4 protein-coding genes are annotated in these 16,383 nt (G+C 69.6%); all 4 read left to right on the forward strand.

Features of this window, described 5'->3' with window-relative positions; genetic code table 11:
- Nucleotides 1-5,013: amino acid adenylation domain-containing protein (locus SX243_19415; GenBank protein MDY7095151.1), on the forward strand; the 5,013-nt coding region annotated here is incomplete at its 5' end.
- A 104-nt stretch (nt 5,014-5,117) separates the two neighbouring features.
- Complete coding sequence (locus tag SX243_19420; protein MDY7095152.1) at nt 5,118-9,833, forward strand: amino acid adenylation domain-containing protein; 4,716 nt, start codon at nt 5,118-5,120, stop codon at nt 9,831-9,833.
- Between the two features lie 44 nt (nt 9,834-9,877).
- A complete protein-coding gene (locus tag SX243_19425; protein MDY7095153.1) occupies nt 9,878-12,307 on the forward strand; it encodes an ABC transporter permease in 2,430 nt (809 codons plus the stop codon).
- A 37-nt stretch (nt 12,308-12,344) separates the two neighbouring features.
- Nucleotides 12,345-16,383, forward strand: a 4,039-nt coding sequence (locus SX243_19430) for an amino acid adenylation domain-containing protein (GenBank protein MDY7095154.1), incomplete at its 3' end; no start/stop codon positions are given.

Consider the following 16,383-nt stretch of genomic DNA (forward strand, 5'->3'; position numbering starts at 1 on the left):
CTGGACCCCGCTCATCCCCAGCGCCGCCTGGGGCAGATCTTGGAGAGCTCGGGGGTTGGTTGGTGCTTGGTGACGGAGGAGCTGGTGCCCTTGGCCCGGGACGCCGTGGAGCAGCTGGGAAGCGAGAGCCTGCCGCGGCTGATGGAGCTCGGGGAGCTGTTGGCGGAGCGCTCCCCGGCGGGCTCTGGGCCGAGAGCGGTGGCGCCGCTGCCTCCGATGAGCTCCCTGGCGAGCTCCGAAGCCCTCGCCTACTGCCTGTTCACTTCCGGCTCCACCGGCGTTCCCAAGGGGGTGATGGTCCACCAGGCGGGCTTCCTCAATCATCTGTGGATGATGGTGGAGATCTTCGGCCTAGGGCCGGAGGACGTGGTGGCCCAGAACGCCTCTCAATGCTTCGACATCTCGGTCTGGCAGCTGACTGCGGCGCTGCTGGTGGGCGGGGTGGTGCACATCGTTGATGACGCGGTGGCCGGTGATCCTACCGAGCTGCTGGCGGAGGTGGAGGCGAGGGCTATCACGGTGCTCGAGCTGGTGCCGTCGCTGTTGGCGGCGGTGATGGACGAGATCGAAGCCCGGGAGCAGGATCCGCGCCGGACGCCGCCGGCCCTCCACCGCCTGCGCTGGATCATCCCCACCGGCGAAGCGCTGCCGCCGGCCCTCGCCCGCCGCTGGCTGCGGCGCTACCCGGGGATCCCGATGGTCAACGCCTACGGACCGGCGGAGTGCTCCGACGACGTCAGCGTCGAATTCCTGCGGCGCCCCGGGGACGCCGAACGGGCGGTGGTGGCGGTGGGCAGGCCGCTGCGCAATCTCGCTCTCCACCTGCTCGATCCCCAGGGTCGGCCGGTGCCCGTCGGCGTGGTCGGCGAGATCCATGTCGGGGGCATCGGCGTCGGCCGCGGCTATCTGCGGGATCCCCGGCGGACGGCGGAGGTCTTCGTCCCCCATGCCTTGGGCGGCCCCGCTGGCGGCCGGCTCTACGCTTCCGGCGATCTCGGGCGCTTCCAGCCCGACGGCCGCATCGATTTCCTGGGCCGCCGGGATCATCAGGTCAAGGTGCGGGGTTTCCGCATCGAGGTGGGGGAAGTGGAAGCGGCGCTGGACGAGCATCCGCAAGTGGAGCGGGCGCTGGTGATGGTGCACCGGGGGCGGGAGCGGGCGGTGGCGCAGCTGGTGGCCTACGCCGAGGTGCCGGCGGCGGTGCTGCCGGCGGCGGAGGAGGGTGTCGCCGCCGCTCCCGACGGCTTCGACCTCCGAGCTTGGGCCGACGAGCTGCGGGACTTCCTCGGCGAGCGCCTGCCCAAGTACATGGTGCCGTCGCTCTTCGTGCCCCTCGCCGCCTTCCCCCTCAACGCCAACGGCAAGATCGACGTGGCGGCGCTGCCGGCGCCGGAGGAAGGAGCGGGAGCCAGGGTCCTTACGGCACCGCGGAGCCGTACCGAGCGGGCGGTGGCGGAGATCTGGCAACAGGTGCTGGGGATCCGGGAGGTGGGTGTCGAGGACGACTTCTTCGATCTCGGCGGTCACTCCCTCCTCGCCACCCGGGTGCTGTCGCGCCTGCGCGCGGCTCTGGGGGTGGATCTGGCGCTGCGGGATCTGTTCGAAGCGACGGATCTGGGGTCGCTGGCGAAGAAGCTGGATCAGCAGTTGGGAGAGGCTTCGCCCTTCGCCGTCGAGCCCATCGAGCCGTTGCCGCCGACGGCGCCGGCCGAGCTCTCCTTCGCCCAGGAGCGCCTGTGGTTCCTGGCGCAACTCGATCCCACCAGCGCCGCTTACAACCTGCCGGCGGCGATCCGCCTCACCGGCGCCGTCGACCATCGCCTGTGGCACCGGGTGTTCCAGGAGATTCTGCAGCGCCACCAGGCTTTGCGCACCACCTTCCGGCAGGTAGAAGGCAAGCCTCGGCAGGTCGTACATCAGGGCCTCGGGCTGTCCCTGCCAGTGGTCGATCTGGAAGGCCTGGACACCCCGGTGGCGGACCGCGAGATCCACCGCCTGGCCGTCGCCGACGCCCAGTGCCCCTTCGACCTAATGGTGCCGCCGCTGCTGCGTTGCGCTCTGCTGCGCCAGGATCGGGAGCGCCACGTGCTGCTCCTGAACATGCACCACATCGTCTCCGACGCCTGGTCCATGGCGCTACTGCTCCAGGAGCTGGCGGTGCTGTCCGAGGCCTTCGCTGCCGGCGAGGCGTCGCCGCTGCCGGCACTGCCGGTGCAGTACCCGGATTTCGCCCACTGGCAACGGCGGCTCCTCCGGGGGCAGCATCTGGAGTGTCAGCTGGAGTTCTGGCGCGGACAGCTGCAGGGAGCGCCGCCGGCCCTCGATCTGCCCCGCCGTAGCTCCGGAACGGGGGACGGCTTCGGTGACCGGGGCGCCACCCGGCGATTCCACTTGCCCGCGGAGCTGAGCGAGGAGCTGCGGGTCCTCAGCCGCCGCACCGGAAGCACCCTCTTCATGACCCTGCTGGCGGCCTTTGCGACGCTGCTGCACCGCTACAGTGGCGCCTCCGACCTCAACGTCGGGGTGCCGGTGGCCGGACGGCCGCGGGCGGAGATGGAAGGGCTCATCGGCTTCTTCGTCAACACCCTCGTGCTGCGTCTCGGCATAGGCCGGGAAGCCACGGTTCGGGAGCTGCTGGCGGATGTTCGCGGGCGCTCGCTGGACGCTTTTGCCCACGAGGATCTGCCCTTCGAGCGGCTCGTGGCGGAGCTCAATCCGGAGCGCGACCTGACCCGTTCCCCCCTCTTCCAGGTGATGTTCGCCTTGCAGACCGCACCTGTGGCCCAGGTGGAGGTCCCCGGCTTGGTGCTGGAGCGGCTGGACATCGACAGCGGCACCACCCGCTTCGAGCTCTTCCTCGAGCTCACCGAGGCCGGTGACGTCATCGAAGGAGCCGCCCACTTCAGCCTCGAGCTCTTCGATCCCGCCTTCATGATGCGCTTCCTGGGCCACTTCCGAACCCTGCTGGAAGGTTTCGCTTCGGCCCCCGAGGGCGCCGTCGGGAACCTGCCGCTGCTGGCGCAGAGCGAGCGCCACCAGGTGCTGCGGGAGTGGAACGACAGCGCCGCAGCGGTGCCGTTGGACCGGCCGTTCCCGCAACTCTTCCGCAGCGCCGCGGAGCGCTGGCCACAGCGGCGCGCCGCCGCCGTCGGGGACCGCTCCCTGACCTACGCCGAGCTCTTCCAGCGATCCTCTGTGTTGGCCCGCCGGCTGGAGGGGCGCGGCGTCGGGCCGGGGACGGTGTTGCCGCTGTTGGCGGAGAGGAGCCTGGAGCTGCTGACGGCGGTGCTGGCGGTGCTGCACACCGGTGCCGTCTACCTGCCGCTGGACCCCCGCCATCCGGCGCCGCGGCTGGCGCAGGTGTTGGAGGAGAGCGGATGCACCACGGTGGTGTGCGCCGCCGAGCTGCTGCCGCTGCTGCAGGAAGCTGGCGAGATCCTGGATCCGGCTCCCCGGGCCGTGAAGCTGGAGGAGCTCCTCGACACCGCCGAGGCCGCCGAGACCCCGCGAGGCGGTGCGGCGCCGGCGGGGGGAGCGGAGCACCTGGCCTATGTCATCTACACTTCCGGGTCCACTGGCCGCCCCAAGGGCGCGATGGTCACTCAACGGGGGATGGTCAACCACCTTCACGCCAAGATCCGTGACCTCGGCCTGACCGGGGACGACGTGGTGGCGCAAACCGCCTCCCAGTGTTTCGACATTTCCGTCTGGCAGATGCTGGCGGCGCTGATGGTGGGAGGACGGGTGGAGATCTACCCCGACGAGGTAGCCCACGATCCCGCGGTGCTGGTGCAGCGGGTGGACGCCGACGACGTCACCATCCTGGAGACCGTTCCCTCTCTGATGCGCCTGCTGCTCGACGAGCTGGGCCGTCGCGCCGAGCGCCCGGAGCTGCGGGCGCTGCGCTGGCTGGTGCCCACGGGCGAGGCGTTGCCGCCGGAGCTGTGCTCCCGTTGGTATGAGGCCTATCCCGCCATCCGCCTGCTCAACGCCTATGGCCCCACCGAATGCTCCGACGACGTCAGCCACTACCCGGTGCCGGCGGGCGAGGGCGCGGTGGTCAAGACCATCTCCATCGGGCGCCCGGTGCTCAATACCCAGCTCTACGTGGTGGACCGTCTGTTCCGGCCCGTTCCGCCGGGGGTGGTGGGAGAGCTGTGGGTGGGCGGGCAGGGAGTCGGCGGCGGCTATCTGCACGATCCCCAGCGCACCGCGGAGGTCTTCGTGCCGGACGCTTTCTCCGGTGCCGCCGCCGGCCGTCTCTACCGCACCGGCGACCTGGTCCGCCACCTGCCGGACGGCCGGCTGAGCTTCCTCGGGCGGGTGGATCATCAGGTCAAGATCCGCGGTCACCGGCTGGAGTTGGGGGAGGTGGAGGCCCAGCTGCAGCGTCACCCGGCCCTCGAAGCTGCGGTGGTAGCAGCTCAGAAGGAAACTTCCGGCGCCCTGCAGCTGGTGGCCTACGTGCTCTACGGAGACGTGGGGGAGGTACCGGTGGAGGAGCTCCGGGGCTTTTTGCAGGAGCGGTTGCCGACATACGCCGTGCCCACCGCCTGGACGGTGCTGGAGGAGTTGCCGCTGACCCCCAACGGCAAGGTGAACCGCCGGGCTCTGCCCCGGGTGAGCGCCGAAGGCCAGGCCGGAGACCGCCCGTACACCGCTCCTCGGGACGAGACCGAGGAGGCATTGGCGGAGATCTTCGCCGGCCTCATCGGAATCCAACGGGTGGGTGTCTTCGACGACTTCTTCGACCTCGGGGGCCACTCCCTGCTGGCTACCCAGGCTCTTTCCCGCATCCGGGAGACTTTCGCCATCGACCTCGAGTTGCGCAGGCTCTTCGAGGCGCCCACCGTCGCCGAGCTGGCCGGGGTGGTGGAGGACCGGATTATCGAGCAGATCGAGAGCCTGAGCGACGAAGAAGTGGATTCGCTCCTCGAGGAGGACGAGCCAGCGCCGCTGGCGCCCGCCCCGACGGAAGATCTGGTGGAGTCCCTGCCGGAGCGGTCCGGATGAGCGGGCCGGATGTCCAGAAAACGGATCTCGGGGGCCCAGGTCTCCGGGACAGGGATCTCCAAGAAACGGATCTCCGGGAAACGGCTCCTCAGGACGCCGTTCCGGTGGAGCCCCCGCGCCCCGAGCCATCCCTCGACGCCGCCACCACGCCGGAGCTCTTCGCGCGGCGAGCCCGCGAGGCCCCCGAAGCCCCATGCCTGCGCTTCCAGGGTGAGGCGGTTTCCTACGGCGAGCTCCACCGTTGGTCGGAGATCCTCGCCCACCGGCTCCGGGCCGCCGGGGTGAGGGTGGAGGATCGGGTGGCGGTGCACCTGGAGCGGGGACCGGAAATGGTCGCCGCCCTGCTGGCGGTATGGCGGGCCGGCGCGGCCTACATTCCGCTGGATCCGCAATTCCCCGCCCGCCGGCTCCAGGGGATGGTCGAGGCCGGCGGCGTGAAGGCCGTGTTCTCGCGGCGGGCTCTGCCCTTCACCGTGGCCCCAGAGCTGCCGATTCTCGATCCGGCGCCGGCAGCTTCGTCGGATCTCGGCGACGGGGGAGGGGATCCTCTACCGGACCCCGAGGCGGGGTGTCTCGCCTACGTCATCTTTACCTCCGGCTCCACCGGCCAGCCCAAGGGCGTGCAGGTGGAGCACCGGGCGCTGGTCAACTTTCTCCGCTCCATGGCGCAGCGGCCGGGACTGGAGCCGCAGGACGTGCTGGTGGCGGTCACCACCATCTCCTTCGACATCGCCGGATTGGAGCTTTTCCTGCCCCTCGTCCGCGGCGCCACGGTGGTCATCGCACCGCGCTCCGTAGCCTCCGACGGAGCCCGCTTGGCGCGGCTTCTGGACGCGGCTCAGGCCTCCGTCCTGCAGGCCACGCCGGCGACCTGGAAGCTGCTCCTGGACGCCGGGTGGAGCGGCCGGCGGGCGCTGCGCATGGTGTGCGGCGGGGAGGCCCTACCGCGGGATCTGGCGCAGCGTTTGCTGCCCCTGGGCAGGGATCTATGGAATGTCTACGGTCCCACGGAGACCACCATCTGGTCGTCGGTGGCACGGGTCCGGGAGGAGAGCGGGCCGGTGTCCATCGGGGATCCTATCGACCGTACCGAGCTCCTGGTGGTGAACGGCCGGGGAGAGTGGCAGCCCCCGGAGCAGGAAGGGGATTTGCTCATCGGTGGCGACGGTCTGGCGCGGGGCTACCTGGACCGCCCAGGACTCACCGCCGAGCGCTTCGTCCCCCATCCCTGGGCTGCGCGCCCGGGACAACGGCTATATCGCACCGGAGATCGGGCGCGCTCGCTGGGGGACGGCCGGCTGCTCTTCCTCGGCCGCCGGGATCACCAGGTCAAGGTGCAAGGCTTTCGCATCGAGCTGGGAGAGATCGAGGTCGCCCTCCGTTCTCTGCCGGGGGTGGCGGAAGCGGTGGTGACGGTGCAGAGTGGAGAGGCTGCCAGAGAAGACGCGGAGCGGCGCCTGGCGGCCTACGTCGTGCCCGCCCGGAACGGGGGGCCGGAACCGGCCTCCGAAGATTCCCTGGCCGCCGAGCGTACCGGCCACTGGCGGGAGATCTGGGATCTGGCCTACGACGGCGAGCCCGAGGACGGTGACGAAGCGCTGGACATCCGCGGATGGAAGGACAGTTACACCGGCGAGACCATCGCGGCTCCGGAGATGGAAGAGTGGGTGAGCACCACCGTCGAACGGATCCGCGGTCTCGGCGCCCGGCGGATCCTCGAGATCGGCAGCGGCGTGGGGCTCTTGGTGGAAAGGCTGGTGCAACGGCACGCGCCCCACGGCCTGCGCTACGTGGCCACGGATGCCTCGCCCCGGGCGGTGGCTATCCTGCGCCGGCGCTTCGGCGGCGGGTCCTTCCCGGCCGTAGAGATCCTGCAGTCCGCTGCGGCGGAGCTGGCGGAGAAGCTCCAGCCCGACGACCGCTTCGATCTCGTCGTCCTCAATTCCGTGGCCCAGTACTTCCCGGGCATCGAGTATCTGGAGTCCGTGCTGCGCAGCCTGCGGCCCTTCCTGACGCCGGGCGGCAGCTGGTTCCTCGGAGATCTGCGCAGCCTGCCCTTGCTCGAGCCATTCATCACCGACGTGCTGCTGCAGCGGGGGGACCCGGCGATGTCCGCGGCGCGGCTGCGCCAAGAGGTTCGTCTGCGGGTGCGCTCCGAGGAGGAGCTGTGCTTCCATCCCGCCTACTTTCGGCACCTGGCGGCCCGGGAAGGCTACGGCGCGCCGTACATTGAGCTGCGCCGGGGGCGTTGCCGCAACGAGATGACCGGCTTCCGATACGACGTCGTTCTCGGCGGGGGTGAGGACCGGCGGATCGGGAATCCAGCCCCTCCGGCCATTGCCGTGACCCCCTGGCGGGAGGATCTCCGGGAGGAGGATCTGGGCGGCTTGCTGGAGGGCCGCCCGGGGCAGGTATGGAAGCTCTCGGGCATCGCCAACGGACGCGTTTCCAGGGCGGTGACGGCGGTGGAGATGTTGCGCGGCAGCGAGCCCCGCAGGCCTTTGGAGGAGCTGCGCCACAGCGTCGGGGAGCGCTGCCGGGAGCGGGCCGCCTGGGATCCGGAGGAGGTCTGGGAGCGGGCGGTGGCGGCGGAATGGCAGGCGTTTCTGTCCTGGTCCGAAGAGAGCCGGTCTGCCGAGGCCCACACCGGTGGGCCCTACTCCGGCGAGGGGCCGGGCGCCTCCGAGGAAGGGCGCTTCGATGCTCTCTTCGTGCCCGCCGGCGTTCCCCGGCCGCCGAAGCCCCAGCCTGCGGCCCCGCCGGCGCCTCGGACCGACACCGCCTGGGCCAACGATCCCACCGTCGCGGCCCGAGACCTGACCTGGGGGCAGGAGCTACGCCGGAAGCTGGAAGAGACGCTTCCGGAATACATGGTGCCCCGGGCGGTGACGGTGGTCGACGGCCTGCCCCTGACCCTCAACGGCAAGGTTGATCGGGACGCCCTGCCCCGGGTTCGCGGCTTGGGAGGAGGGCGGCCCTACGCGGTGCCACGGAGCGGTCTGGAACGGCAGATCACCGAGATCTGGAGCGAGCTGCTGAGCGTGCCTCGGGTGGGAGTGCAGGACGATTTCTTCGCCCTCGGCGGCCAGTCGCTGCTGGCGGGACGGCTGATGGCCCGGCTGCGGGATCATCTGCAGCTGGAGCTTTCGCCGGCAATGCTCTTCGCGGCTCCGACGCCGGCGGCGCTGGCGGCCCGCATCGAAGAGTTGCGCGGCGCGGAGGTCGCCGAGCCGGCGCTGGAGAAAGTGCCCCGGGACCGCCCCCTGCCCCTGTCCTCGGCCCAGGAGCGAATGTGGCTGTGGGCTCAAATGGAGCCCGGCAGCACCGCCTTCAATGTCGCCTTCGCGGTCGCCATGGCGGGGCGGCTGGACGCCGCGACCCTGGACTGGACCCTGGATCGGCTGCGGGCGCGCCACGAGGCCTTGCGCACTCGCCTCACCGGCACCGAGCCCCCGGCCCAGAGGATCGATGCGCCGGCGCCGTGGCCGCTGCCGGTGGTGGACCTCGGCGGCCTCGGCGCCGCCGGCCGGGAAGCGGAGACCCAGCGGCTGCTGGCGCGCCTGGAAGCCCTTCCCTTCGTGCTCGACGGAGGGGTTCTGGTCCGACACTTGCTGCTGCGGCGCTCCACCGAGGATCACGTCTACGGCTTCGGCTTCCACCACATCGCCGGCGATGCCTGGTCGGTGGCAGTGCTGGTGCGGGAGATCTGCGAGCTCTACCGCTCGCGCCGGCAAGGCCTGCCACCACAGCTGCCGGCGCCGACGGTGCAATACGCCGATTTCGCCGTCTGGCAGCGGCATCGCCAGGGATCCGAAGCCATGGCGCAGCGCCTCGCGCAGTGGCATCATCGGCTGCTTCCGGCCATGCCGCCGGCCTGGGTTTCCCCGCCGCGCCGGCGATCTCCGGGAGCCGCCGGAGCCGGGGCGCGGGGGTTGCAGGAAAGCCGGAGCGCAAGGCTCCGGGGCGACATCCTCCGGGATCTTCACTCCCTGGCGGGGAGGCACCAGGCGACCCTCTTCATGACCCTCCTGGCGGCGATCCAGGTGCTGGTGCATCGGTACACCGGCCGCTCGTGGGTGACCGTCGGTAGCCTCTTCGGCGGCCGCTCGCGGCCGGAGCTGGAAGCGGTGGTGGGCTTCTTCGTCAACGTCCTGCCCCTGGCGGTGCGGCTGAGGCCGGAGATGAGTTTCGGCGCCGCTCTGGAAGCGGTGCAAAAGGCGAGCTCTTGGGCCTTCGCCGACCAGGAGGTGCCCTACGAGGGTGTTCTTCAGGGCCTGCGGCCGGCCCTCGCCGGCAACCGGGCTTCCGAGCCGTTCCAGATGCTGGTGATCTACGAGGATGTGCCGCTGCCCGCCCTCGCCCTGCCGGACCTGGAGGTTCGGGAGCTGCCCTTCGAGGGGGACGGCAAGACCGCAGCCTACGACTTTACCTGGACGCTGATTCCCCGGCCGCGAGGCCTGGAGGTGATTCTGGCCTTCGATTCCGGACGATTCGATGGTCTGGATGTGGAGATAGTGCTAAAGGACTTGTTGGAAGTTCTGGGTTCGGCGGCCAAAGACTCCCGGCGAACCCTGCGGAAACTGCCACCGCTGTCCCCGGAGATGCGTTCCCAGCGCGAGCGCAGCGACGGCTCCCTGAGCCTCGGCTCCGCCGCCGACGAGGTGGCCGCGGGGACAGCAGTCGAGTCAGAGATGGTGAAGACGGCCGATGAAGAGGGCTCCCGGCGTCGTCTGGAAGAGGTTCGGGAGCACCGAGATCAGAAGAAATCCCAGCTGTCGGATCGGCGTCGGGAGTTGTTACGCCGACGCTTGAGGCGTTGACGCCCGGTCCGGTGGTTGCTTGATGCGTTGAACCGGAGGAGAGGATGAAGCAGAGATTGCGTCAGACCCTACGTTCCCTGACTCACCGTCCGGGACTCACTGTCCTGATTCTGTTGATCATGGCATTGTGCATCGGCGGTAACGCCTCGGTGTTCAGCGTCGCCAAGGCGGTGCTGTTCCAGGATTTGCCTTACGACGAAGGGGATCGCCTGGTCCTCATCTCTCAGATTTACATTCCCGAAGACCAGGACAACGACTTCTCCTGGGCCGAGATCCAGGAATGGCGAGAGCGGTTGACCCGTTTCGACGCCCTCGTCCCGGTGCTCAACTGGCGGGACCGCATCCTCGGCGGCGACGACGGCGTCGAGCGGGTGGGGGTGAACTATGTGACCTCGGAGTATTTCAAGCTTCTGGGCATCGAGCCGGCGCTGGGCCGTTTGTTTTCCGCCGACGAGGACGGGGCCCCGGGCAGCGCCGCCCGGGTCCTGCTGAGCTACGAGCTGTGGACCCGGCGCTATGGGCAGGATCCGGAGATTCTCGGCCGTACCCTGCAGTTCAACGACCAGCCGTACACCGTCCTCGGCGTTTTGCCGGAGGGCTACGTAGACTTTGGAGAAGAGCTTTGGGAGGTGGATGTGTGGATGCCCGCCACCCAGGCGGGGGAGAGCTTTCCGGAGGGCACCGGGATCTACGAGGGCAATGAGCTGCGTTATTGGTTCGGTCTCGCCCGCCTGGCCCCCGGGGTGACCCTGGAGCAGGGAGAGGAGGAGGTCAAGGCCATCGCGGCGCAGATGGCTCAAGACTTCCCGGACAGCAACAAAGACTACACCGCGCGTCTGTTGCCGCTGCGTGAGTTCATCTTCGAGAATCTCACCGACAGCATGCGCATTCTGCTCGCCGGTGCGGCCTTGATCCTGCTCCTCGGCTGCGCCAATATCGCCAGTCTGCTGCTGGCCCGGCAAGCGGAGCGGCGCAAGGAGCTCTACCTACACCTCGCCCTGGGGGCCGGACGGGGCCGCCTCTTCGCCAACGTTCTCCTGGAGGGGCTGATGCTGGCGCTCATCGGCGGGGTGCTGGGCATCTTGCTGGCGGTGGTCGGCACCCGAGTGATGGCCAGCGTGGTGGATCTGCCAGCGATGGCCGAGGTCAGCCTGGATGGGACGGTGCTGTGGATCTCGGTGGCCGCCAGCGTGCTCACCGGTATTCTCTTCGCTCTGCCGCCGGCGCTCAGCGTGTTGCGCATGGAGGCTCGCGGCACGCTCGCTCAGATCCGAGCCAAAGAGGGCGGCCGCACCCACTCGGGGCGCGCCCGCAACGGGCTTCTGGTGTTCCAGGTCTCGGTGGTGGTCATGCTGCTGGTGGTGGCGGGACTGCTGCTGCGCAGCTTCATGGAGCTGCGCTCGGCGGACGTGGGCTTCAATCCCGACGACATGCTGACCCTGAAGATCCTGTTCGAATCGGAGCGCTATCAGGATCCCTCCAACCTCCTGCTCACGGAGCGTGAGCTGATCGATCGGCTGGAAGCGCTGCCGGGCATCGAAGGGGTCGCCTTCTGGGGGCCCAACGTGCCTGGTATCAGCACCCGTTTCATGGACGTGCAGCCGTCGTCGGCGGGGGAGGAGGACGCCTCGGTGCGGGTTAACGCCCACGTCATCAGCCACGGAGCGCTAGAGGTGATGGAGCTGCCGCTGCTGCGCGGCCGTACCTTCAACAAAGCGGATACCGCCGAGACCCCTCGGGTGGTGATGATCACTGAATCCCTGGCGCAGATTCTATGGCCCGACGGCGATGCCCTGGACAAGCAGCTCCGGCGGGTGGGCCGTCCCGACGAGCCGCTCTACACCGTGGTCGGCGTCACCGGTAACGCCCGTTTCCAGGGGCGCTTCGACGACGACCACCACCAGCTGATCTTCAGTCACCAGCAGCTGCCCATGCCCAGCACGACGTTGATGGTGCGCACCGCCATGGATCCGGAGGTGGTCACTCCCATGGTGCGCGAGGAGCTGCAGGCGCTGGATCCGCTGACCCCGGTCTTCGATATCGTCACCCTGCGCCAGCGCTTCAGCGATCAGGAGTCGAGCCAGCGGCTGAACGCGGTGGTGGTGGGCATGTACACCGCCCTGGCCCTGATCTTTGCTCTCCTCGGGCTCTACGGCATCCTCTCCTACATCGTGGTCCAGCGGCGTCAGGAGATCGGCGTCCGCATGGCCTTGGGGGCCCGCCGGGGCAGCGTCCTGCGAATGGTGATGACCTTCGGCCTGTCGCTGCTGGCCGGCGGCTTGCTGTTGGGCATGGTGGGGGCGGTGCTGGTCACCCGCCTGCTCTCCAGTGTGCTCTACGGCGTCGAGTCCTTCGATCCTCTGACCTTCGGGACGGTGATCGTGCTCTTCCTGGTGGTCGGTCTGGTGGCCACCTACGTGCCGGCGCGGCGGGTACTGAGCATCGACCCCAACCAGGTGCTGCGTTACGAATGAGGCTCCGGTTCCCAATCCTCGCCTCGGGGTGGCGCCCATGAGTTCGCGATCCGGGCGCGGCGCCACCCTGTCGGAGAAGCGCCGCAAGCTGCTGGCGCAGCGGCTCAAGGGCCGCGGCGGGGATCGGGCCGCCAGCACCATTCCGCGGCGGACGGAGACCGGGCCGGTGCGGCTCTCCTTCGCCCAGGAACGCCTGTGGTTTCTCGACCGTTGGCAGCCGGGGACCGCCGTCTACAACCTGCCGGACGTCATCCGCCTCCGGGGACGCCTGCGCCCCGAGCTGCTCGCCGCCTCCCTGCGGATGGTTCTGCAGCGTCACGAGGTGTTGCGGACGGTCTTTCCCCAGCGGGACGGCGTACCGTACCAGGTGGTGCAATTGTGTCCGGCGCAGCCCGTCACCGCCGTGGACTTGACCGGCCTGACGCCGGCGGACCGCCGGCGGGCCGGAGAAGAGTTGATCTCGCAGGAGGCCACCCGGGCCTTCGATCTGCAGACCGGGCCGGTGGTGCGTTTTCGCCTGCTGCGGTTGGCCGCGAAAGATCATCGGCTGATCCTCAACATGCACCACATCGTCGCCGACCTGTGGTCCTTCGGGATTCTGGTGCAAGAGCTCGGGATCCTCTACCGGAGTCACTGCGAGGGGAAGAGGCCGCCCCTCGAGCCCCTAGCGCTCCAATACGCCGACTTCGCCCTGTGGCAGCGCCAGCGCCTGTCCGGGGAGCGGCTGGCGGGGGAGCTGGGCTTTTGGCGCCGGCAGCTGGCGGGATTTCCCCAGGTCTTGGAATTGCCGTCGGATCGGCCCCGGCCGGTTCACCTGAGCTCGCGGGGCCGATCCCTCTCCTTCCGCTTCCGGCGGTTCGAGGCGAGCGCTCTAAAGGAGCTGGCCCAGCATTCCGAGGCGACCCTAGTGATGGTTCTGCTGGCGGCGTTCCAGGCCCTGCTGGGACGACTCTCGGGTCAGCGGCGCTTTCTCCTGGGATCCCCGGTGGCGGGGCGCACCCGCAGCGAGCTGGAGCCGCTGGTGGGATTGTTCGTCAACACCCTGGTCTTGCCCACGGACCTCGGCGGCGATCCCCGCTTCGAAGACCTCGTCGCACGGGCTCGCGAGACCTTGGTGGACGCCCTGTCGCACCAGGAACTCCCCTTCGAGCGTCTGGTGGAGGAGCTGCAGCCGGAACGGGAGCCCTCCCGGCCGCCCCTGGTTCAGGTGCTCTTCGCCATGCAGAACGCACCGGTGCCGGCGCTCCGGCTGCCGGAGCTGACCCTCGCCCGGGCGGATGCCGAAACCGGTACGACGAAATTTGACCTGACGCTCTTCCTGGGGGAGGAGGACGGGGCGCTGGGCGGAGCTCTGGAGTACGCCGAGGACCTCTTTGACGGCACCCGCATGCTGCGGCTGGTAGGGCAGTTGGAGACACTATTGGCCGCGGGGGTGGAGAATCCGGCACGGCGGCTGGGGGAGTTGCCGCTGCTGTCGCCGGCGGAGGCCCAGCAGCTGAGGGAATGGAGCCGAGGGCCCACCGAGGCGCCCTCCGAAGCACCGGAGCTTCCGCGGCTGCACCAGATCTTCGAACATTCCGCCGCCGCCCACGGAGACACCGCGGCGGTGCTCCACGGCACCGTCGAGCTTACATATCGGCAGGTGGAGGCTCAGGCCAACCGTCTGGCCCGGGTCCTGCGCCGCCGGGGGGTCGTGCCGGGAGCCTTGGTGGGCCTTTGCCTGGAGCGCTCCCCGGAGCTGGTGGTGGCGATTCTCGCCGTGCTCAAGAGCGGAGCGGCCTATGTGCCCCTGGACGCGGCCTATCCCGCCGAGCGTCTCGGCGCCATGGTGGACGATGCAGGGCTTCGAAAGGTGATCACCGGCGGAGCCTCCGGCGCGGCGCTGGAGCCCCTCGCCAGCCGCCGGGAGCTGGACTTGTTGCGCCTCGAGGAGCTCCGCGGCGAGCTGGAGGCGGCGAGCCCCAAGCCTCCGGCGGCGGGCTCCGTGCCCCGAGAAGGGGTCGGCTACGTCATCTTCACTTCCGGGTCCACAGGCCGACCTAAGGGTGTGGCGCTGGGCCAGCGGGTGCTGGCTTCGTTGATGGAATGGCAGGAGTCGGCTCTCCCGGGACCGGCGCGCACGCTGCAGCTGGCGCCGGTGAGCTTCGACGTCCACTGCCAAGAGATTTTCTCCACCTTCCGGGGCGGCGGGACCCTGGTGCTGGTGGACGAGGAGACCCGCCGGGACGCCCGGGCGCTGCTGCACCACCTGCGCGAGCATCGCGTCGAGCGTCTCTTTCTGCCCTTCGTGGCGCTCCAGCAGCTGTCCGCCGCCGCCGAGGCGGACGGGTTCATTTGTCCGGCGTTGCTGGATGTGATCACCGCCGGCGAGCAGCTGCAGGTGGACGAATCTTTGCGGGATTTCTTCCGCCGCCATCCGTGCTGCCGACTGCACAACCACTACGGTCCGTCGGAAAGCCACGTGGTCACCGCCCTCTCGCTGTCCCCGGAGCCCGCGGGCTGGCCGACGCTGCCGTCCATCGGCCGGCCGGTGGCAGCGGCGGCGGTGCGGTTGGGGGGACGGCGCCTGGATCCGGTGCCCATCGGCGTCGACGGTGAGCTCCTGCTGGGACGCTTGGCCCCCGCCCACGGCTACACCGGACGTCCGGCCTTGACCGCTGAGCGCTTCGTCCCGGACCCCTTCACCAGCCGTCCCGGGGGGCGCCTCTACCGCACGGGGGACCGAGCCCGATATCTCGCCGATGGCCGGCTGCAATTCCTCGGGCGCTGGGATCATCAAGTCAAGGTCCGGGGCTACCGCATCGAGCCGGGGGAGATCGAGGCCGCTCTGCGCCGCCATCCAGCGGTGGAGGAGGCGGTGGTACGGCTCCAGCACCGGGGAGCCAGCCACCTGCTGGTGGCCTACCTCCAAGGATCGGCGGAGCCCCGGGATCTGCGGGCGCTGCTGAGGCGGTCGCTGCCGGAATATATGGTGCCGGACTCTTTCGTCCGCCTCGATGCCCTGCCGCTGACCCCCAGTGGCAAGGTGGACCGGCAGGCCCTCGCGGCTCCTGAAGGTCCCGCGGGGCTCGCCCGCCGCTGCGTTGCGGCGGGAGCCGAATCACCGGCCGGAGCGATGGTTGGACCGCGGGACGCGCTGGAGAGCGAGCTGGTGGAGATCTGGGCGCAAGTGCTGGGAGTGGATCCCAGCGAGCTCGGAGTGGAGGAATCCTTCTTCTCTCTCGGCGGTCATTCGCTCCAAACCACCCGGGTGGCTGCCCGTATCCAAGGACGGTGGGGAGTGGAGCTTCCCCTGCGCCGGTTGTTCGACGATCCGACCATCGCCGGTCTGGCCCGGGAGGTGACAAGAGTCCTAGCTGGCGAGGCCCGCGACGGGGCGCCGGTCATCCCCCGAGCCTCCCGCCATCGCCCTCTGTCCCTTTCCTTCGCCCAGGAGCGGCTGTGGTTCCTTCACCGGCTGGCACCGAAGGCCGCCACTTACAACATACCGGTAGCCCTGAGGCTCGAGGGGGAGCTCCGGGTGGCCCCGCTGGCAGCAGCGTTGGAGCAAGTCCGGCGCCGCCACGAGGTGCTGCGGACGGTCTACCGAAGCGACGCCCAGGGTCCCAGGCAAGAAGTCCTGGAGGAGGTGCCGCAGGCGCTTACGGTAGTGGATCTTCAGCTCTTGCCCGCCGCTGCCGCCGAAACCGAGCTCCAGCGTCTGGCGGACCGGGAGGCGGCTCGCCCCTTCGACCTGGAGAAGGGACCGGTGATGCGCTGTCTGCTGGTACGGCTGGGGCTGGCACCGCAGTGTCACGGCCTCCTGCTCACCGTCCACCACATCGCCGCCGACGGCGCGTCCCTCGGTCTGCTGGTGCAGGAGACGATGGAGCTGTACCGCGCGATGGAGGCGGGGGGTGGGCCTACGGCGGCTCGACTGGCAACGTTGCCGATCCAATACGCCGACTACGCGGTGTGGCAGCGGGAACGGCTTCGAGGCGAGCTCCTGGAGAGCCAGATGCGCTATTGGCGAAAGCGTTTTGACCCTTTGCCCAAGGTGCTGGAGCTGCCCACGGATCGGCCTCGGCCGCCGGTCT

Source organism: Acidobacteriota bacterium, from assembly GCA_034211275.1.
Classification (GTDB): domain Bacteria; phylum Acidobacteriota; class Thermoanaerobaculia; order Multivoradales; family JAHZIX01; genus JAGQSE01.